Genomic DNA, 21,544 nt, shown 5'->3' on the forward strand with positions numbered 1-21,544 from the left:
TCACGCAGCGTTGCCGGTGTCATTACCAGTGCCTGATCGGCCCGGTATCAATATGTACAAAGTTACTGCGGGGATAATATCCTACACCACCCGCACGCAGAGATAACGCCGCTTTGCGTACATTGGCCAGAGAAACCCCTTCGATATGGAAATCCATTGCCTGGCCTTTGGTATGATAGCTGTGCTTTGCCACCCCAGGACCGCTCTCACGTAACATGTTGTTGGTTGCCAGTGAACGGTAGCCCGAAACCAGCTGTATCGGTTTACGCATTCCCAGCAGCGCCTGCAGGCGGAAGATTTGATCAAACAGGTGCGGATCGATGCTTTTCACTTTATTGGCGCGATAGTCACGGAAAAAGTGATTTAATCGTGACAACTCATCCTTGTCGTAACTCTTACCATTAAAAAACTCAGTTTTAAGGGTTTCACCGGTATGAAGATTATTAAGCATCAATACACGCGGGCGAGAGGTAGAAAGCGAGGCCCTTGCAGAAGCGGGTAATAATGCCAGACCGGCGGCGGCGCTACCGCACAGCAGTAGTTTGCGACGAAAAGAATCAATAGTAGACATGTAACGATTTACCTGAGAGTGAAGCCATAGAAATGTGCAAAAAGCGCACAGCCCGAACCATAACTTTCTCTCAGTAGAGCGTCAACCCATCTGCAACCTGTTTGCGTGGCGATCCCTGCAGGAATCGCTATTTGATAACATTTTTCTGAATAACCGGCCCGCCGCTAACGATTTAAAATCAATCACTAGAGCAGCAATTGCTCAGCGCGACTCAGTGCCTGACTGCCCGAACGCGCGGTGTCATCATAATTGTAAATATCTGTGCGGAACTGTGGTTTGCCATCATCAGCGACCCACGCCGTCAGATAATAGAGATTGACCGGAATACGATGGCGAATGGGCACATAGCGGGTGTCACCCTCTTTTAACGTGCTGGAGATGCGGGCATCATTCCAGCCCGCGTCCTGCAGTAATAAGCCTGCCAGTTCAGACGCTTTATTTACCCGAACGCAGCCTGAGCTGAGCGCGCGGATATCACGCTGGAACAGGTTATGGTTCGGCGTGTCGTGCAGATAGATCGCATCTGAGCTGGGCATATTAAATTTATAGCGGCCCAGCGCATTCGCCACACCCGGTGCCTGAATCAACCGATAGGGGAACGATGAAGCGGTGACCATGCGCCAGTCGATCATGCTGGGATCGATCACTTCAGCGTCAGCGCTCCAGCCCGACAGCAGGGTATAGCCATGCTTATAGAGATAGGTCGGATCCTGCTTCACTTTAGGAATGATATCTTTACGCACCAGCGTCGTTGGCACATTCCATGGCGGGTTCAGCACCACATTATTGAGCGCGCTGCGCATCAACGGCGTTTTGCGATCGGGACGCCCGACAATGACCCGTGATGAGAGGATCTTGTTGCCGTTGTTGTAATAAATCAGCGAGTAGTTGGCGATGTTCACCATAATGCCGTTGTGCATATCGTCCGGCAGCAGGCGCAGTCGCTGAATGTTCAGCGCCAGCAACGAAGCACGCATCTGCGGAGAGACGTTAAGCCACTGCCGCGTTCTGGCACCGATAGCACCGTCGCCATCCAGTCCCTGCCACTGCTGGAAACGCTTCACACCCGCCACCAGCGTCTCGTCATAGACATTGGCGGTATTCCCTTCCAGCGTCTGACTCTGAACGTTACCCGGCGATTGCAGTGACGGCGCAGACAGATCGGTGACTGGCGCGGCAGAAGGGCTGACCGCAACCGGCTGGTCGCTGTGGGTCACTGGTGAGGCGGCCACCGGCACCGCATCGTCATCCGGTGCAGGCGCATTAACCTGCGACGTTAACATGCCGCTGCGCTGCAGGATTTCACGCAGCGCCGGCACATCGTCACTGACCTGTCCCGGACGCAGTGTTTCACTGCTCTTCAGCTGCGGCCAGGGCTGCTTATCGCCTAGCAGGGTTTTCAGCGCGGCGTGCATCGGCTGATACTGCGGGTGCTGCGGCTGCAGTGACGCAATAAACGTGTTGCCCGATCCTGCATTGACCGCGTTCTGCCACTGATTCACGACCGCCACCGACGGCTGTGTCAGCCGGTAGGGAACATTGCTGTAAAGCCAGGTTTCACCCTGCGTCGGCACATTCGAAACAAATTGCAGATAGCCCAGCATCGCATCGGACAGCGCGACATCCCGGGCAAAGCCGGTGATCGCCGGGTTAGTCAGACGCTCAATCCAGCGCGTGAACTGTGGCTGAACACCAGAAAGTGCCACTTCAGCCAGCTGCTGCTGAAATTTTTGTATCGCCTGAGGATCCTGCCAGAGTGGTTGCATATGGCGGGATGCATAGAGCGTCGCCAGCGGTGCCAGATAAAACGGCTGATCGGCGCTGGAAAACGCCTGCCGGATGCGTTGCTGACTTTCGGAAACGGAGATAGCCGCCTGCGTTGTCCCGGGCAAAGCGGCGATAACAGCGGCCTGTGGTAGCGTAAATGGAACAACGGTTAGCGCCAGCGCTAACAATGATAGAACGCGATGATGATTTAATTTTTTTACCAGCAACATCCCTGCCCCCTTGTTTTTCAACTTCGCAGTGTTCCCTGTATCCACTGCGACCGCGCCGTGACTCATCATGTGAGTATACAAACAAAAACGGCATTTGCCTCATGTGACAAATGCCGTAACCAGATTAACGAATGGTTCAGTTTTTGACTACGTTTCCGCCTGCGAATTTTCAGCGGTTAAATCGGGCAGCGCATCTGCGTCGCTTCCCGCCCGCACCGGCGAAGGATCGGCAGCAAAACCACGCAGACCGACCACATGCACATGCTCGGTGTTATTAAACACCTTACGAACCAGTTTGTAGGTCGTGCCTTTTTCCGGACTGATATTCTCCGGTGCTGCAATCACCAGCTGCATCTCCAGTCGCTCACAGAGTTCAAACAGCGTGGCGATGGAACGGGCATCAAGACGGGCCGCTTCATCAAGAAACAGCAGTCGGCATGGCGAAATATCTTTGCCGCGCAGACGACGGGACTCTTCTTCCCAGCTCTGCACTACCATCACCAGAATGGACATCCCGGTACCGATCGCTTCACCGGTTGAGAGCGCCCCGCTCTCTGCGCGCAGCCAGCCATCGGAACCACGGTTAACTTCCACTTCCATCTCCAGATAGTTGCGGTAGTCCAGCAGCTCCTCACCGATGGTCTGCGGCGTACGCTGCCCCATATCAATGTGCGGATTAAGACGCTGGTAGAGCTTCGCCAGCGCCTCCGAGAAGGTCAGCCGATTGCTGTTAAAGAGATCCTGATGCTGCTCGTGCTCTTCCGACAGCGTATCCAGCAGCATGGCGTGGGTTTCACGCACGTTCACGTTGAGCCGCACGCTGCGTACCTGACCAAAGCTGACGGTCTGCAGGCCCTGGTTGAGCTGGCGGATACGGTTCTGTTCACGCTGGATCGTTTTACGGATGATGTTGGCCGCACTGCGCGAACTGATTGCCAGCATCTGCTCACGCGCCGTCAGCTCTTCCGTCAGACGGTTCAGTTCGATTTCCATCTGCTCAATTGCTTCGACCGGATCGTCAGTCCGAATAATATCCTGACGAATACGCTCGCGCAGATGCTGATAAACCGCAATAAAGAACTGAATTTTACGTTCCGGACGTTTTGGATCTTCCGACAGTCGCAGCACGTCGCGCAGATGTTCGTTGTCTGCTACCGCCAGACGCAGCGCACCCAGCGCTTTATCCGACATAGAGCGCAGCTCATCGCCGCTCAGGTAGGCCAGTTCACGACGATGCAGACGACGCTCAACGCCATTCTCTTTCACCAGACGCAGTACGGTACACCAGCCCGCTTTGGCGCTGACCACCTGTTCGCGCACCTGATGATACTGACGCTCCAGCTGACGCAGTCGCTTCTGAAGGTTATCCATCTCCGCTTCGCAGAAGGTGAGCTGTTTCTCCAGCTGATTGCGGCGGGCGCGGTTGTGGCTCAGTGCCGTGTAGAGTTCGTCACGGCGAACACGCGCGCGTTCTTCCGCGCTGCTGTCAGCCTGGACGCCAATATCCTGCATCTCCTGCTGCAGCTCTTTCAGCATGTCGCGCTTGGCGTCATAGGCGCTTTTCAGCGAGGCCAGCACCTGGGAGTATTGCGTCAGCTGCGCCTGATGTTCACGCAGGCGATCACGACTGCGGCTGCGTTCGCCCTCAGCCTGCTCCAGACGCTGACGCAGCTTATCGCTGAGGTCGTTGTTGCCGTTGAGCATGCTGGCCGAGTCGTCGTAGCTGAAGTGGGCGCGACGCTGCACCACTTCTGTCAGGGCAAAGGCCTGCTGACGGGCGTTGCGCTGCTGCTGCTGCGCCTGCTGATAATCCGCCTGTAACTGCTCATGCTGTTCAGGATCGCTCTGCAGCACGGCGATGATCGGTTCCAGTTTCGCCAGCTTAGCGCCATGCTGATGCAGGAAGCGCGCCGCTTCCTGTGCCGCATCGACCTGCTCGCGGATCTCTTCGCAGCGATCGCCCAGCGTCTCATCCAGCAGCAGATTGACGCGTGGCAGCAGCCGGTTTAACTGTGATACGCCCTCTTTGGCCAGCTCATACTGCTGACGCTGCTGCTGATTGTTGCTCTCATGCTGATTCAGCGCGCGCTCCAGCTCACCCCGGCGTGCGCCGAGCTGACGGATCTGCGCTTCCGGATCGGCGTCAAAGGCGACGGCCAGATGACTGCCGATAAAGCGGCTGAATGACTGATGCAGACGCTGCGTTTTCTGCACGTCGAACGACAGCGTGGCGTAGCGTTCGGCCAGCTTATCACGCTCAAGGTGCAGCAGCTCCAGCTGATTCTCACGCGCCGCGCGGCCAAACAGCGGTATTTTCGGGAAGCGGGAGTAGCGCCACTGACGCTCTGCCACCTTCACCACCACCGCATTCTGTAGTTCATCGACGCTGAAGACGCTGTCATCGAACGACTGCGGATCACCCTCGATCAGGTAGAGATCTTCCGGACACTCTTCCAGACCATCCAGCAACTCACGAACGCGCGAGAGATCCGGCACCACAATCGCATGACGCGACGGACCGTAGAGCGCCGAGAAGTACGGCGCATCATCCAGCGTCACATCATCGTAAATCTCTGACAGCAACACGCCGCCAAACCGTTCTGCCAGCTGGGTCAGGCGCGCATCTTCGGCACCGCCCGGCTGGCTGAGCCGCTCAATCTGCTGCTCGATATCGCGTTTACGCGCCGCCACTTCGTCGCGCTCGACGGTGGTTTCACGCTCACGCTCCAGCAGCTGCTGCATATATTCGGTCACGTCCTGGCTGCTGTTCAGCGCCTGGCCGGTCTGTTCGCTGAGCTGAGTCAGGATCTCCTGCGCCGCCAGCCAGTGTGGCGCACGGGCGGTCAGGCTGGTGATGCGTTCGCGCAGCTGCTCCAGCTCCTGGCGCATCATCATGCGCTGCTCACCGGCGTCGGAGACGCTGCTATTCAGCTGTTCAATCTGTGCTTCAAGCTCCTGCTGCAGGCCTGCCAGCGCATCCGCTTCATAATGCTGCCCCTGACGCTTGCAGAATTCCGCCAGCAGGCGCTCCGCCTCATGCTGTTCGCGCAGACGCTGTTCCAGCTCATTCAGACGCAGACGCAGCGACGAGAGCTGTTCGGCGTGATGACGCTGGTTGCTGGCATCACGCAGCAGTTCGCGGCCGGTTTGCCAGGCGTCCTGACGGGTCACGTCACCGGCAATGCTGGTCACCAGCGCCAGCGCCTGTTCAAACTGACTGTGCGCTGCTTCCGCTACGCTCAGCTTCTGCTCCAGGCGCAGCAACCGTTCTGTCGCCTCTTCCTCTTTGGCCTGGAAGCTTTCCTGCCATTCGGCGGCATTGTCAATGCTCAGATCGGGCAACTGGCAAAGCGTGCGGGCGCGTTCCAGCGCCTGCAATGCCTGCTGATACTGGATGGCGCGGGTTTGCTGCACGTCGAGCGCCTGCTGGAAATCGGCCAGCTGGCTTTTCAGCTCATCCACTTCCAGCTCAGCCGCTTCGGCCCGCGCTTCATTCTCTTCCTGAATTTCACGCGCTTCGGCGACCACTTCGGTCTGCTCTTCCAGCCGCAGCGTCAGATCTTCGATATCCGCATCGTAGCGCTCAATCTTCTCCTGCTGACGCATCGCCGTCTGTACCAGGTTCAGGTGATCGCTGGCGGCCTGATAATCGACTTCAAGATCGCTTTCTGCACCACTGTGCTCGGCCAGTTCGCGCGCCATCTCAACATGACGATACTGCTCGGTGGCGAGCTGCTTGCGGCTGCTGAACAGTTCGCTGCGCAGCTGTAACGCGCTGTCGAGGTGTCCCCGACGCTCGTTGGCGTGGCGCATATAGTCAGCCGAAACGTAGCTGGTCGCTTCGGAGATCAGATGCTTGAAGAGATCGCGGTCAGACTGGGTAACGCGGATCGCCTCCAGCGTCATGCGGTTCTCGCGCAGCGCGGCTTCCATATCCTGGAACGCTTTGCGCACGCCACTGTTTTCAGGTAGCAGGTAATCACGCAGCGATCGGGTGATGGCGCTGGAGATACCGCCATACAGCGAGGCTTCAATCAGACGATAAAACTTGCTGCGATCGCTGGCAGAGCGCAGACGACGCGGCACCACACCAAGATCAAACAGCATGGCGTGATAATCGGTGACTGAGTTATAGGCGCGGAACTGCACGCCTTCCTGCGCCTCAACCCGATCTTTGACTTCGTTCAGCGGCAATACGCGAGCCTGACGGCTGTTGAGCACTTCCGTCAGCATATCGGTTGGGTTGGTGTCGGTGGGCAGGCCATGAATACTGAATGGCTTGATATCGACCTTTTTATCGCGTCCGGCGACCTGTTGCAGACGGACACCGACCACGACACGCTGATGGCGTGAGTTCACCACATCCAGCATGGAGTAGCAGACGCCAGCCCGCAGTTTACCGTGCAGACCCTTGTCACGGGATCCTGATGTCGCGCCCGCTTCGGTGGTATTACGGAAGTGCAGCAGCGTTAAATCGGGGATCAGCGCGGTGACAAATGCCGCCATCGTGGTGGACTTACCCGCACCGTTACCGCCTGACAGCGTGGTCACTAATTCATCGAGATCAAAAGTACGGGCAAAAAAGCCGTTCCAGTTGATCAGCGTAAGCGAACGAAACTTTCCGCGCTCAATCATGCCTGTTCTTCCTCTGCGTTCTCACTCGCGTCGCCTTCCTGCCCTTCACCGTCATCGGTGTCGACCGGTGCTGTCGCGTTTTCCAGTAGCATGGCTTCGCCATCACGAATCAGACGAAGCTGCGCTTCACGGGCGTCATCACCGCCGCGCACGTCGGCACCAAAGCGGAACACCGATTCCGTGATGCGGAACTTGCTGCTGTCGTTGCCGAAAAACCACACCATGCCAAGGCGACGCAGGCGGCTCAGAGAGGCGCGCACTTTCTCCTGCAGTTTGGTGCGATCCAGATCCGAACCGGTTGAACGCTGGTTGACCAGCTTCAGCAGGCGGTTCTCATCGGCCAGAGAGAGCAGTTCGTCGTACAGCTCCTGCTGGGTGAAGATACCTTCATTAGCCAGTCGTTCCGGGCTGAGATAGAGATAGCAGAGAATCTTCCCGACCATCATATCCAGCTCAGAAAGCACGGAACGCGGAATCAGCGTGGTTGAACGCGGACGCAGATAGAAAAAGCCTTCCGGCGCACGGATTAACTCAACGTTATAGCGGCTGTAAAACTCTTCGAGAAACGACTGGTAGTCCATCAGAAAAGCGTGATTATCCAGCTCTTCGATACCGATATGGCGTCCGGCGCGTAACTGGCTGTCCAGCGCGGGAAAAATCGGGTTGGCCAGTGCCTGTGCCAGCTTAACCGGCATCACTTGTTCAATATTTGTCGATGACATGTGCCTGCACCTTGGCTCCGTAATCATTGATGGCTTGCCATTCCACAGGCAAACCGGCTAAATCAGCTTCCGCTACGCCAAGGCGCACCGCCTGATCCACCACAATGCGCGCCAGATCGAAATGGCGGGCTCGGGGATACTGGGCCAGGTAGTCGCGCATCACTGACGCGAGGTTGAGCGGTTTTTGTTGCGATTTGTAGACCTGCAGCGCTTCTTCAATCATCGCTGCCAGCTGTTCGCGGATTTCGTTAATCTCCTCGTACTCCATCTCCGGCGGCAGTTCGCCCATCACTTCGTCGTTACGCAGCGTCAGCGCCTCATCACGCATGTCATACAGGCGGTCGGCGTTGGCATAGGTCAGCGCCCAGGGCGCGTCGAAGTAATTCTGCACCGATACCCGCAGGCGCTGCGCAAAGACGCGGTTTTTATCCATGTCGATGGCGGTACGAATGAATTTATGGACGTGGCGGTCATAGCCGATCCAGAGGTCAATCGCCTGCTGGCCCCAGCTGGTAATACGGTCGAGTTTGCTTTGCAGATCAAACACCAGCTTATCGACGAAGCCCAGATCGGGACTGTCCAGCGTGGCATCCTGAATGCGCAGCAGATTTTCCTGAAGTTTGTCGCCCGCGGCTTCAAGCGTATCCTGCAGTTCACGCAGCGTTCCTGAGGTTTCAGAAAGCAGCATTTCACAGCTGGAGATGGCCGCGCGCCAGTCTTTGTTCAGCAGTTCGGCGATATCATTTTTAACCGCCTGCTGCTGTTCATCCATCAGACGCTGGGTCATATCGATGCTGTCGAAGATCTCCGCCACGGAATATTTCAGCGGCGCGAAAACATTGCGGTGCCAGTGAAACTCATCGCCATTTTCCTGCGCGGCATCGGCTGCCCGCTTAAGCTCATTGGCCACAATCGACAGCTGCATCGACAGGCGCAGAGTCGAGAACTCACGCTGGCGGATGTAATAGTCGGTGATGCCGATCGCCAGCGGCGTCAGGCGATAGATGGCATTGCCTTCCGTGATTTCGCTGGTAAAACGGTTGAGCAGGCGCTGTCGCACCATGTCGTTGATGGCGTTGTTGGCACGAACCAACACGGTTTCATGGGTTTGTTCGAAAGCTTTACTGACGTGACGGAAAGCATCAATCAGATCGCCTTCGCTCATTTCGCCATCCATCCGCTCACCGTTGAGGGTGGCGATAGCCAGCAAAAAGGCCAGACGTTCCACTGGCAGCGCAAGGGAAAAGTCATTTTTGCGCGCCCAGGAGACCAGTTCAGGTACCGTCTGGGAAAATTCACTCATAATTCGTCCTTCTGCCCGGGTTTACGCGCGGTCACGTGGATGTAGCGCCCTAAGCTCAAAAAGGGTTCCTGACGGCAGTAACGCCGCTCCATCTCAATAATTTCGTCGTCGCTTTTTGGCTCGCCCTTCGGCGGCTTCATGTAGTCACTGAACACCCGGATCCCGGCACGCTGCTCAATCACAAAGCCACACGCCTCCAGCCAGCGATAGACCTGCTCTGGGTCGCGCGGATAGTCAGGCGACAGCGTTCGCTTTTTGCGTTTGGTCAGGTTGGTGCGCAGATAGCCGAAGTTACCCAGCGTTAAGGTGCGCAATGTCAGGCCGTGCAGATTGTAAAACATCAGCGACATGACGCCCCCCGGACGCAGCAGATCGAACAGCGCTTTCAGCACCTTCTCCGGTTCAGCGACCCACTCAAGCACAGCGTGGAACAATACCAGATCCACCGGCTTATCCAAATGTTCGCCCACCTGCTGAGCGCTAATTTGTCTGAATTGCATGTTGTGGCTCACACCCTGTGCCGCTGCATTTTCCGCGGCCCGGCGCAGCATCTCGCTGGAAAGGTCGCACAGCAGAACCTGATGGCCCTGCGCAGCAAGCCCGCTGGAGACCTGGCCGACACCGCCGCCAGCATCCAGCACCGACAGCGGGTGCGGTGACAGACCGGGCACTATCTTCTCCAGCTCATCCCAGAGGATGGCCTGGCGTATCTTCCCTTTAGTGGTGCCGTAAATATTTTGCGAAAATTTATCCGCGAGATCGTCAAAGTTACGATCCTGCATGGCATGCGCTCCGGTATGCTGCGGTGAGACTTGTGCTATTTTGTCACAGGCACCAGAAGAATGAACCTTTCATCCCCATCTTCCCTTCCGGGTGCTCTATTTTCGGACAACAGGACTCTTTTTTGATGTTATTTACCCTTAAAAAAGTTATCGGCGGGCTGCTTTTACCCCTGCCGTTTCTGCTTTTGCTGATGGCGCTTGGCATTTTACTGCTTTGGTTTACTGGCTGGCAGAAAAGCGGCAAAACCGTGATCTCCGTCAGCTGGCTGTTACTGCTGCTGCTGAGCCTGCAACCGCTGGCCGATCGTCTGCTTTTGCCGCTGGATAGCCGCTATCCGACCTGGAACGGATCAGAGAAGGTGGAGTTCATTGTGGTGCTGGGTGGAGGGTACACCTTTAACCCGGCGTGGGCACCCAGCTCGAACCTGCTGAATAACAGTCTGCCGCGCGTGGCAGAAGGCGTTCGTCAGTGGCAGCGGAATCCGCAGTCGACGCTGATTTTTACCGGCGCAGCGGGCGGCACCAATCCAAAGAGTAGCGCCTGGGTAGCGTCACAGGTGGCGGAAAGTCTGGGCGTTCCCCGCGAACATATTCAGATTCTCGACCAGCCCCGCGACACCGCGGATGAAGCGCAGGCGGTCAAAACCGTGGTGGGCGATCGCCCGTTTCTGCTGGTCACATCCGCGAATCATATGCCGCGGGCAATACGCTTTTTCCACGCGATTGGGTTGAAGCCGATGGCCGCTCCCGCTAATCAGCTGGCGATTACGTCACCGCTGAATGGATGGGAACGGGCGATACCCTCATCGATCTGGCTGAGTCACAGCGAACGTGCGGTCTACGAAACGCTTGGCACACTATTGCAACGGCTGAATGGCGAGGAATCGGACTCAGCCGAGCCAGGGAAGTAATTGCGCGCGTGCATGGTCAAAACGTGGACGATTAAACGTGCCGGTCTGTACCAGATGCTCAATGCAGTCCCACAGTTGATAAACCCACCGACGCCAGACAAAACCCTCTGAAACCGGCGCCCGTTGCAGGTAATTGTGCAGCAGCGCCGTTTCGGCAGGCGAGGTATCCAGATGGATAAGATCGTATTCACGGGGTGCCCAGAGGATGGTGCCCGGCTGTGTCATCGCGATTAACTGGTCACTGCGGCTATCTTTCAGCATGCTCTGCAGCTGAACGTTGCCGTGAACCATCACGCAGGGATCGTCGAAGCCGCGAAACAGATGCGCCAGTCGTGCCCGGCAGCGAAACAGAATCTGACGATCTTCCAGCGTAAAGGCTGGAGGACGCAGATAGCTCAGGGTCGCCCATAGCACCTCAACCCGTTGTGCATACCAGGCGGGCCAGCTGTTCTGCTGCGTGCTGTCCACCGTACCGACCAGGCCATGGCTGTCGAGCCGGTGCCAAGCCAGCACTCCCTCGACCACCTGTTCGCAAAACTGTTGCCAGCGCTGAGCATCCCGCGCAGGCGCTTCCGCCGTTACGCCATTCAGTCGCGCCAGCAGGAGCATTTCATGCACCGGCGGCTGCTGGCTCATCACCAGACCACAGACCGCTGGCACGGCGATCAGTCCGGCCTGGCCCAGCAGCGCCAGCTTTCTGGCTTCCATCGCCGCCCGGCCCTGATGACGAAAATATTTCGCCACCACCGGCATGGGGCGCCCGTCCCGATCGTATAACGCATAAAGCCGAGTGGGTGGATGTTCACTGATCATTTCGAGGCGGCTGATGGTTTCACCCAGCGCCAGCGTGAGTTCCGATTTAAGCTGTTCCATGCGGCATCCTCCTCAGATGAGTATCACAATATCCTGAAGGAAGTGTTGGAGATAAGTTTAGCGGCGGATCAAGAACGTTGCGCTGAAACGGGGAGACAGGCTCCCCGCTTGTCAGGCCTGCATGGCATCACGAACGCGTTGCAAATCGTCTGGCGTATCCACACCCACACTGGGAATGGTTTTCGCGACGGCGACATGAATTTTTTCGCCGTACCATAAAACACGCAGTTGCTCGAGCAGCTCAATCTGTTCCAGAGGACAAGGCGCCCAGGCGACATAGCGGCGAATAAAACCAGCACGGTAGGCGTAGATGCCAATGTGGCGCAGCAGCGTATCACCGATCTGCTCGCGCGATGCGGCGTACCGTTCACGATCCCAGGGGATGGTCGCCCGTGAAAAATAGAGCGCGTAGCCATTCACATCCATGACGACTTTCACCGCATTCGGATTAAAGGCTTCTTCCACATCGGTGATCGGCACCGCCAGCGTCGCCATCCCGGCCGCCGATCCCGCCAGATTGGTCGCCACCTGACGCACAATCTCGGCCGGAATCATCGGCTCATCGCCCTGCACGTTTACGATGATTTCATCATCGGCAAACTGATATTTTTCGATCACTTCCGCCAGTCGCTCAGTGCCAGACTGGTGATCGGCGCGCGTCATGCAGACTTCGCCGCCTGCCGCTTCCACTGCCTGCGCCACGTCGGGATGATCGGTGGCAACAATGACCCGGCTGGCACCCGATTCACGGGCCCGCTCCATTACATGCACGACCATCGGTTTACCGTGGATATCGAGCAGCGGCTTGCCGGGTAAGCGGGTTGACGCATAACGCGCAGGAATGATAGCGGTGAAACTCATGGATGAATCTCTTCAACTGACAGCGTGCGGGCTTCGGTTTCCAGCAGCACCGGAATGCCGTCCCGGACCGGGAAGGCCAGGCCATCAGGTTTGCAGATCAGCTCCTGTTGAGCATTGTTGAAGTAGAGTTTGCCATTGCAAACCGGGCAGGCAACGATTTCGAGTAAACGATGATCCATATGTCCTCCATCAGGGACCGAATGCTTAAGGATTCAAGCATACCATAGCGCGGCGCGTGCGGGATGGGGTAAAACGCCATCCCGCAGCGGCTGCCGCAAAATTGATTAATCCAGCGTCCACAGGGCTGGCCACTGATCGTTAAGCGCGTCGGGTGCCTGCAAAATAGCGACGCTTTCAGCACCCTGCCACGTCGCAAAGCGTTCGATAGCACGCCGGATATCCAGCAAAAATCGCGCCGTAACGCGGGTCTTCTCCTCCAGCCAGATGTTTTTAATCTCCAGCTGTTTTGCCTGACGCAGCATGCGGGCATCCAGCCGCCCTTTTATCTGGCCGCGATGGAGGATGGGCAAAACAAAATAGCCAAATTTACGTTTTTCCTCCGGGGTATAGCACTCAATACGGTAGTCAAAATTGAACAGCTCCCGCGCACGCTTGCGATCCCAGACTACCGGATCAAACGGCGACAGCAGCGCGCTGTGCGTCGCCTGCAGCGGTGTCTCCAGCAACGGCACGTAGTCACGATGCAGCCACATCTCACCCAGTCCCTCTGTATTGACGGCGACCAGATCGCCCGCAGCCTGGGCGTCAGCGATAAAGTTGTTCACGGGTGCCCGCTTCAGGCGATAGTAATCCGCCAGCCAGGCCGCGCGGAAAACCCCTAAGCTGCGGGCGCTATTCATCAGCATCTGACGGGTCGCCTCCGCTTCACTGATGCCATGTATCGCATCCTGCCAGTCGGGCATCACGCGGCTGCGCAGATCGTAGACGCGCTGAAAATTACGGCGTTCGGTGACCATCAGCTCACCGGCGCTGAACAGATTCTCCAGATGACGTTTGTGCGGTTTCCATGCCCACCAGCCTGACTTCGGGTTATCGGCATGGGTAAAATCGGCGGCGCGTACCGGGCCGTTGTCTCTGATCTGCTGCAGTAATTCGGCAATGGCCTGCTGGTGCTCAGCGACCCATTGCGCATTGTATTTCCAGCCCAGACGTTCCGGCGACAGCATGCGATGACGAAGAAGTCGGTAATCGGCACGGGGAATAAAGCAGGCTTCGTGCGCCCAGTACTCAAAGAGTTCGCCCTGTGCCAGAGCCTGTTCCAGCCATGCCTGAGGATAGTTCCCCAGGCGACTGAACAGCACCAGATACGGACTGCGGGCCACCACATGAATGGTATCGATTTGCAGCAGCGACATGCGGGAAATGCAGTCAATCAGATCCTGATAAACAGCGCGTTTTGCCGGAGTTCGCAGCAGGCCCTGCGCGGCGAGATGAAGGTGGCGTGCTTGCTGTAACGAAAGTGAATGCGTACTGTTCATCCTCTTCCTTATCAGGCTTCACCTGAACGGGGGCGGGTATCAGGAAATATGGCGGCAGAGTTGTTCAATGTCATCCAGTAACGGCGTCACGGCATTACCAGTTAAATGGGCATCGACCGGCAAATACCACCAGTCAGGCTGGGCAAAGTGACGGCATTTCACCGCGTCCTTTTCGGTCATCAGCAGTTGCTGACCCGCCTGGAGTAATCGGGTCAGTTCATCTTTGCTGTAGGCGTGATGATCGGCAAAGGCGATCTCTGCGACCGGCGTTATACCCTGCTGTTTCAGCGTGGTGAAAAAACGCGGGGGATGACCAATACCGGCCATGGCGACTACCGCACCCAGTTGCTCCGGCGGGCAGGTTTCACCAGTCAGCAGATTGGTAGCCAGCCCGGGCTGAAGTTGCATGGCAATCTCGTCGGGCTGTGCTTCGCCGCCGTTAATGATCACGGCATCGACCTGCTGCAGACGATCGGCACGTTCACGCATCGGACCGGCAGGCAACCACCAGCCATTACCAAAGCGACGGACCCCATCAACCACCACGATTTCGCGATCGCGCTGCAGGGCGTAATGTTGCAGGCCATCATCCGTGATGATCACATCCAGCGAACCCTGTTTCAGTAACGCCTCAATCGCCCGACGCCGTTGAGGGGCGACCGCGACCGGCGCCCCGGTGCGCTGGGCGATCAATACCGGCTCATCCCCGGCCTGTTCGGTGGGGGTCTGCGCCGTGACCAGCAAGGGATAGTGGTCCGCCTTGCCGCCATATCCTCGGGAGACCACGCCAGCGCGCAGGCCGCGCTGCTGTAACGCCTCGACCAGCCAGATGACCACCGGCGTCTTTCCATTCCCGCCGGCAGTCAGGTTACCCACCACCACGACCGGCAGAGGCGCACGCCAGCTTTTACGCCAGCCGCGCCTGTAACTGAAGCGTATCAGGGCCGTGATCGCACCATACAGCAGGCTGAATGGCCATAGCAGCAGCCATAGCGGTGAGCGACCACTCCAGATACGTTCAATCATTGGCCGAATTGCATCTTGTGCAGCTGTGCATAGGCACCGCGTTCTGCTAACAGCACCTGATGCGTACCGCGTTCAACAATCTGGCCATCTTCAATTACCACGATTTCATCCGCTTTCTCGATGGTAGAGAGTCGGTGTGCAATCACCAGCGAGGTACGGTTCTTCTGCAACTCATCCAGTGCAGACTGAATCGCGCGTTCAGACTCGGTATCCAGCGCCGAGGTGGCTTCATCGAGGATCAGGATCGGACAATCACGTAACAACGCACGGGCAATGGCAATACGCTGACGCTGACCGCCAGATAACAGCACGCCATTCTCGCCAATCATCGTATCCAGGCCCTTATCCATTTTATTGATAAAGTCCATGGCATGCGCCATGGTGGCCGCCTGCTCGATCTCTTCACGACTGTATTGCTCACTGCGGGCATACGCGATGTTATTGGCAATCGTGTCGTTGAAGAGGTGCACATTCTGTGACACCAGCGCCACCTGATTACGCAATGAGCGCAGGCTGTACTCACGCAGATCATGACCGTCCAGCAGGATTTCGCCCTGCTGGATATCATAAAAGCGGGTCAGCAGGCTCGCCATCGTAGACTTACCGGAACCGGAACGGCCCACCAGCGCCACCGTTTTTCCTGCTGGCAGCGACAGATTGATATTACGCAGTGCCGGAATTTCACGACCTGGGTAGGTAAAGGTCACATCACGGAATTCAATATCCCCTTTAGCACGGGTGATTTCGCGCGTACCGTTATCCACTTCCTGCTCACTATCCAGAATAGAGAATAGTGTCTGACAGGCCGCCATCCCACGCTGGAACTGGGCGTTGACGTTGGTCAGAGACTTAAGCGGGCGCATCAGGGCAATCATCGAGGAGAAGACCACGGTGATGGTACCGGCTGTCAGGGTATCCATGACGCTGGGGAAGCTGGCGGCATAGAGCACAAAAGCCAGTGCCAGCGACGCGATCAGCTGAATAATCGGATCGGAAATGGAGGAGGCTGAAACGAGTTTCATTCCCTGCTGACGCATCCGGTTACTGACGCGGGAAAAGCGCTCCGATTCAATGTCCTGTCCGCCAAAAATCAGCACTTCTTTGTGCCCTTTCAACATCTGCTCGGCGCTGGTTGTCACCTGCCCCATAGTGTTCTGCATACTTTTGCTGATGGTGCGGAAGCGCTTAGAGACGGTGCGGATAGCAAAGGAGACGATAGGTGCCAGTACAATCAGGATCAGCGACAGCTGCCAGCTGTAGTAGAACATCATGATAAACAGGCCAATAATGGAAGCCCCTTCACGCACTACGGTGACCAGCGCGCCCGAAGAAGAGGAGGCGACCTGCTCAGAATCGTAAGTAATGCGTGACAACAGGGTGCCGGTTGACTGCTGGTCGAAAAACGAAACCGGCATGCCCATCATATGGCTGAACAGACGACGGCGGATGTTCATCACGACGTTGCCAGAGACCCAGGAGATGCAGTAGCTGGAGATATAACTGGTAACTCCGCGTACCAGCATCAGGCCAATAACCACTAACGGCAGCCATAGCATCACCGATCTGTCAGCTTTACCAAAACCATCATCCAGTAACGGTTTCAACAGTGAGAGCATTAAGGCGTCGCCCGCAGCATTAATAATCAGGGCGACTGAGGCCGCAATTAATCCCGCTTTATTAGGCGCGATCATCGGCCAGAGTCGGCGAAACGTCTGCCACGTAGAGAGATCTTTATCTTGATGCATTATTTATTCACGCTGTTGGAAATAGCCGGCCATTCTACCTGGATTCGCGTTTGACGCCAAACCACTGATGATACCAACGGGGCATTAATTGTTCCCGCAGGGTAGAAACCTGCGCTCTGCCCTGCTCTATCCTGATACTGATTTGTCCTGACTGGCCCGTATCCAGCCACTGAAAACCGGCCGTTCGGTAGTTTTCCAGCACATTTTTCGCGGGCATGCGCCATGCATTGTAGCGTGCCAGCGAGGCGATAGCGGTGTGGCCTGCGGCTTTACGCAGCAGCAATGAGGTCGACGACGTCCGGCTACCGTGGTGCGGGACCTGCAGAATATCGACCTTCAGCCCCTGCTTCTCCAGCGCCACCAGCTGGCGTTCCGCTTTCGCTTCAATGTCACCGGTTAACATCAGACGAACCTGGCCATCATCGACGATCACCACACAGGAGTCATTATTTCCGCCCGGCAGGGGGGCCGTCAGCGGCCAGACCACCCGAAAGTGGAGCTGCCGCCAGCGCCACTGCGTGCCCCGTACGCAGGGTAAGTGTGCCTCATCAGCCAGCGCACTTCTTACTTCAACCGCTGGCCAGCGTTGAGTAATCGCCTCCAGCCCGCCACTATGATCCAGATGTTTATGACTCAGGATGACCTGTTTTAATCGTAACTGCCTGCGCTCCAGCCACGGAATGATCACCCGACTCCCTGCATTATCGTTCTGCCAGCGCGGGCCGGTATCATACATCACAGCCTCGTCGCCCTGGCTGATCACCAGACTCAGACCGTGCCCGATATCCAGCATATCGATTCGCCAGCCCTGCTCCTGTTCTGGCTGGCGACTCAGTATCATTGCCAGCGCTAAGGCGCCGCTGCTTAACGGCAGAGAGAAAAAGAGTTGCGCACGCCAGAGAATCAGGCCGCCCCATACCATGACTGTAACCCAGGTTGTGCCACTCAGCGGCCACCAGCCTGGTGGCAGCAACGTCAGGCAATGAAACAGTGCACGTAAAGAGAGATCGGCCGCTCCCCAGAAGAAGCCAGATAAATGCGCCACCGGCAGCAGCAGGGCGAGCGTCACCAGAGGCATGGTAATAAACGAGACGACCGGAATCGCGACAACATTCGCCACCAGCGCAGTCAGGCTGATGCCGTTGAAAATCGCCACCTGCAACGGCACCATTAAAATCATCATGCCCGCCTGTAAATGCAGCAGTTGTACCGGAATCCAGCGCCGTTGCCAACGGAACGACGCAGGCAGCGGGAACCAGTGATACCAGACCAGCAGCATGCCCACAGCCAGTACCGAGAGCCAGAAGCTGTCTGAGAGCACGGTCAGCGGGTCGGTTACCAGCAGTAATGCAATACAGAACGTCCAGACCTGCCAGCTATTCAGCTGAACACCCGCAAACCGTGTTATCGCCCAGAGCGTCAGGGCAAGCAGCGAACGCTCTGCGGGAGGCTGTGCACCGGAGAGCCAGGTATAGATTGCAGCAAACAGCCAGCTCACGATGAGGGGGAAAAGATAGCTGATATAACGGGCTGGCAAGATAAATTGCACCCCACGCGCAATCATCCAGCCGGTGCTGGCGGCCAGGGCGATATGCATGCCCGATATCGCCATCAGATGCGCGGTACCGGTATCCCGCAGTAGCTGACGCGTCTGCTGGCTCATCTCATCCCGAATGCCAAAAGCCAGTGCCTCCAGCGTTGCACGTGCAGGCATTGCACGGGTCCTGTCACGATGCCATAAAATAAATCGCCAGCGGCTATCACAGCGATCGCTTACCGCAGTCTGCTTAAGGATTCGTCCCTGAAGCGGCGTATTATTAGCCAGTGCGAAACGCTGCGCATCAAAATCGCCCTCATTAAGGCGGGCATGTACCGGTCGCAGACGCAGTTTCATCGTCCAGCGTTGTCCTGGACAGTAGACCTCCGGATCAGCATCAAACCAGATCCAGGCAAAGCGAGGCGGAAAAATCATCCTGCCCTCCTCTTTCAACAGACGAACCCGGATTTGCTTCCGCTCTTTCCGCAGTTCACTGATCTGAAGGGTGTAGGTGGCAGGACGCGCCGAGAACTTTTCGATATCCCGCACCATCAGACGGGCGTCGTTACAGGCCCATGCCAGCAACAGCAGAGTAATACCGGCCAGACGGACGGGTTGGTAAGGGCAATGCAGCAGAGCCAGTCCTGTGAGGAGGAAGCCCCACATCACCTCACCGGAAGGCAGCCGGGCCATCAGCATTAGCGGTAACGTTGCAACGATCGCCAGTCGCGCCAGAACGGTCCATGTCAGCATAATCGTATCCATTGATTCAGTTCGATTATTCTGGGCAAAGGAGATGAAAGTAACAGCGGATGATCAGGCAGGCTGGAGCGCTCTCACAAAGAGAGTGCGGTGTTGCAGTGTTGATGACAGCAATCCGGATGTCAGGTCTGAGCCTGAATCGCAGGCAAAAAAAAACGACATCCGGAGATGTCGTTTATCTGGTTCGGTATCGGCTTAGCCGTAGATATTTGCGCGATCGCGCAGCTCTTTGCCTGGCTTAAAGTGGGGAACGTATTTACCTTCCAGATCCACTTTGTCACCCGTTTTCGGGTTACGTCCAGTACGCGGAGCGCGATAGTGCAAAGAAAAGCTGCCGAATCCCCGGATTTCGATGCGTTCGCCCTGTGCCAGCGTAGTGGCCATGTGCTCAAGCATCTCTTTTACTGCATCCTCAACGACTTTCGCCGGTATATGAGTATGCTGTCCCGCCAGTCTTTCTATCAGTTCTGACTTGGTCATGTAACCTCCGGTTTATCCCTATGGGAATGTATGACAGCTTTTACCGAAACCGGGTGGTTGCCCACCCGGTGCTTCAGGCCGATTACTCGCCTTTAGCCGCTTTGAACGCTTCAGCCATAGCGCTAGAGAAATTGCCTTCTTCCTGTTTGGTGTTAACAGTATTGATAGCTTCTTTCTCATCAGCCTGGTCTTTCGCACGGACAGACAGGCTTACGACACGGTTTTTACGATCAACGCCGGTGAACTTAGCTTCAACGTCGTCGCCAACGTTCAGAACCAGAGTTGCATCTTCAATGCGGTCCAGTGAAGCTTCAGAAGCGCGCAGGTAACCCTCAACGCCGTCTGCTAATTCAACTGTAGCACCTTTAGCATCAACTGCAGTCACTTTACCGGTGACGATGGCACCTTTCTTGTTCAAAGTGATGTAGTTGTTGAACGGATCTTCTGCCAGCTGTTTAACGCCCAGAGAGATACGCTCGCGCTCAGCATCAACCTGCAGTACAACGGCAGCGATTTCGTCGCCTTTTTTGTACTCACGAACGGCTTCTTCGCCAGTCGCGTTCCAGGAGATGTCAGACAGGTGAACCAGACCGTCGATGCCGCCATCCAGGCCGATGAAGATACCGAAGTCAGTGATTGACTTGATTTTACCTTCAACACGATCGCCTTTGTTGTGCGTCTCAGCGAACAGCTGCCATGGGTTAGATTTACACTGCTTCAGACCCAGGGAGATACGACGACGCTCTTCGTCAATGTCCAGAACCATAACTTCAACCACGTCGCCTACGTTAACAACTTTAGACGGATGGATGTTTTTGTTGGTCCAGTCCATTTCAGACACGTGTACCAGACCTTCAACGCCTTCTTCGATTTCCACGAAGCAGCCGTAATCAGTCAGGTTGGTAACACGACCGGTCAGGCGGGTGCCTTCCGGATAGCGTTTAGCGATAGCAACCCATGGATCTTCGCCCAGCTGCTTCAGACCCAGAGAAACACGGGTACGCTCGCGGTCGAACTTCAGCACCTTAACGGTGATTTCGTCGCCCACGTTGACGATTTCGCTTGGATGCTTAACGCGTTTCCATGCCATGTCAGTGATGTGCAGCAGGCCATCAACGCCGCCCAGATCAACGAATGCACCGTAGTCAGTCAGGTTCTTAACGATACCTTTGACTTCCATGCCTTCCTGCAGGTTTTCCAGCAGCTGATCGCGCTCTGCGCTGTTTTCGGATTCGATAACCGCACGACGTGAAACCACGACGTTGTTGCGTTTCTGATCCAGCTTGATCACTTTGAATTCAAGCTCTTTGCCTTCCAGGTGCAGCGTATCGCGCACCGGACGCACATCTACCAGTGAACCTGGCAGGAACGCACGGATACCGTTGAGCTCAACTGTGAAGCCGCCTTTAACTTTGCCGTTGATAACACCGGTAACAGTTTCAGCGTCTTCGTAAGCTTTCTCCAGCGTGATCCATGCTTCATGGCGCTTAGCTTTCTCACGGGACAGCAGGGTTTCACCGAAGCCGTCTTCCACTGCATCCAGAGCAACATCAACTTCGTCGCCTACCTGGATTTCCAGTTCGCCGGCTGCGTTCTTGAACTGCTCTGCAGGAATTGCAGATTCAGATTTCAGACCCGCATCAACCAGAACGACATCTTTGTCGATAGAAACGACGATGCCACGAACGATAGAACCCGGGCGGGTTTCGATTGTTTTTAAGGATTCTTCAAATAGTTGAGCAAAAGATTCAGTCATATTGATAATCTTCAGGATTCTTCAATTTAACGTCCATCTGACTTCATGTCGGATGGGGTTGTTTCACATGCCCGGCACCGGATC

16 protein-coding genes are annotated in these 21,544 nt (G+C 56.3%); 1 reads left to right on the forward strand and 15 read right to left on the reverse strand.

Translation table 11 applies throughout. The features are described 5' to 3' along the window. Nucleotides 1–22: 22 nt before the first annotated feature. The 6 genes from mepK to cmoM all read right to left on the reverse strand — a co-directional run bounded on the left by mepK (nt 23) and on the right by cmoM (nt 10,010). Nucleotides 23–571, reverse strand: coding sequence for a peptidoglycan L,D-endopeptidase MepK (gene mepK, locus ACXKZD_RS12750; RefSeq protein ID WP_010254972.1), 549 nt, complete (start codon nt 569–571; stop codon nt 23–25). Between the two features lie 185 nt (nt 572–756). Next, nucleotides 757–2,568: a L,D-transpeptidase gene (gene ldtD, locus ACXKZD_RS12755; RefSeq protein WP_115387741.1), complete on the reverse strand. Its 1,812-nt coding sequence runs from the start codon at nt 2,566–2,568 to the stop codon at nt 757–759. 147 nt (nt 2,569–2,715) lie between these two features. Continuing rightward, entirely contained in the window at nt 2,716–7,203 is a 4,488-nt protein-coding gene (gene mukB / locus ACXKZD_RS12760) for a chromosome partition protein MukB (protein WP_488981648.1), read from the reverse strand. Beyond that, nucleotides 7,200–7,925 (reverse strand): chromosome partition protein MukE, encoded by a 726-nt coding sequence (gene mukE / locus ACXKZD_RS12765; RefSeq protein ID WP_010669765.1) that lies wholly within the window; start codon nt 7,923–7,925, stop codon nt 7,200–7,202. Before mukE ends, mukB begins: the two co-directional genes overlap by 4 nt. Next, a complete protein-coding gene (gene mukF, locus ACXKZD_RS12770) occupies nt 7,906–9,228 on the reverse strand; it encodes a chromosome partition protein MukF (RefSeq protein WP_010254963.1) in 1,323 nt (440 codons plus the stop codon). Before mukF ends, mukE begins: the two co-directional genes overlap by 20 nt. Beyond that, the gene (gene cmoM / locus ACXKZD_RS12775) at nt 9,225–10,010 is read right to left on the reverse strand and encodes a tRNA uridine 5-oxyacetic acid(34) methyltransferase CmoM (RefSeq protein ID WP_031594104.1); all 786 of its coding nucleotides are present in this window, start codon (nt 10,008–10,010) and stop codon (nt 9,225–9,227) included. Before cmoM ends, mukF begins: the two co-directional genes overlap by 4 nt. Before the next feature lie 125 nt (nt 10,011–10,135). Here cmoM and elyC point away from each other — a divergent pair, with 125 nt between their 5' ends. Next, the gene (gene elyC, locus ACXKZD_RS12780) at nt 10,136–10,921 is read left to right on the forward strand and encodes an envelope biogenesis factor ElyC (protein ID WP_192033439.1); all 786 of its coding nucleotides are present in this window, start codon (nt 10,136–10,138) and stop codon (nt 10,919–10,921) included. On the opposite strand, the gene ACXKZD_RS12785 is transcribed toward elyC, so the two are convergent. The 9 genes from ACXKZD_RS12785 to rpsA all read right to left on the reverse strand — a co-directional run bounded on the left by ACXKZD_RS12785 (nt 10,901) and on the right by rpsA (nt 21,460). Continuing rightward, entirely contained in the window at nt 10,901–11,794 is an 894-nt protein-coding gene (locus tag ACXKZD_RS12785; RefSeq protein WP_488981649.1) for a fructosamine kinase family protein, read from the reverse strand. The genes elyC and ACXKZD_RS12785 overlap by 21 nt on opposite strands. 111 nt (nt 11,795–11,905) lie before the next feature. Further along, a complete protein-coding gene (kdsB, locus tag ACXKZD_RS12790) occupies nt 11,906–12,655 on the reverse strand; it encodes a 3-deoxy-manno-octulosonate cytidylyltransferase (protein WP_010254955.1) in 750 nt (249 codons plus the stop codon). Beyond that, a complete protein-coding gene (locus ACXKZD_RS12795) occupies nt 12,652–12,834 on the reverse strand; it encodes a Trm112 family protein (RefSeq protein WP_003849374.1) in 183 nt (60 codons plus the stop codon). The genes kdsB and ACXKZD_RS12795 overlap by 4 nt, the downstream gene beginning before the upstream one ends. A gap of 105 nt (nt 12,835–12,939) precedes the next feature. Beyond that, the gene (locus tag ACXKZD_RS12800) at nt 12,940–14,154 is read right to left on the reverse strand and encodes a winged helix-turn-helix domain-containing protein (protein ID WP_010669761.1); all 1,215 of its coding nucleotides are present in this window, start codon (nt 14,152–14,154) and stop codon (nt 12,940–12,942) included. Nucleotides 14,155–14,193: 39 nt separating this feature from the next. Further along, nucleotides 14,194–15,180, reverse strand: a complete 987-nt coding sequence (gene lpxK / locus ACXKZD_RS12805; protein ID WP_010254951.1) for a tetraacyldisaccharide 4'-kinase — start codon at nt 15,178–15,180, stop codon at nt 14,194–14,196. Beyond that, the gene (gene msbA, locus ACXKZD_RS12810) at nt 15,177–16,925 is read right to left on the reverse strand and encodes a lipid A ABC transporter ATP-binding protein/permease MsbA (protein WP_010669759.1); all 1,749 of its coding nucleotides are present in this window, start codon (nt 16,923–16,925) and stop codon (nt 15,177–15,179) included. The genes lpxK and msbA overlap by 4 nt, the downstream gene beginning before the upstream one ends. Nucleotides 16,926–16,959: 34 nt before the next feature. Continuing rightward, entirely contained in the window at nt 16,960–19,215 is a 2,256-nt protein-coding gene (locus ACXKZD_RS12815) for a DNA internalization-related competence protein ComEC/Rec2 (protein WP_488981650.1), read from the reverse strand. 204 nt (nt 19,216–19,419) lie between these two features. Then, nucleotides 19,420–19,704: an integration host factor subunit beta gene (ihfB, locus tag ACXKZD_RS12820; RefSeq protein ID WP_003849360.1), complete on the reverse strand. Its 285-nt coding sequence runs from the start codon at nt 19,702–19,704 to the stop codon at nt 19,420–19,422. Nucleotides 19,705–19,786: 82 nt separating this feature from the next. Beyond that, complete coding sequence (gene rpsA / locus ACXKZD_RS12825) at nt 19,787–21,460, reverse strand: 30S ribosomal protein S1 (RefSeq protein WP_003849352.1); 1,674 nt, start codon at nt 21,458–21,460, stop codon at nt 19,787–19,789. Nucleotides 21,461–21,544 lie beyond the last annotated feature (84 nt).

The organism is Pantoea sp. ABR1s (assembly GCF_057812235.1).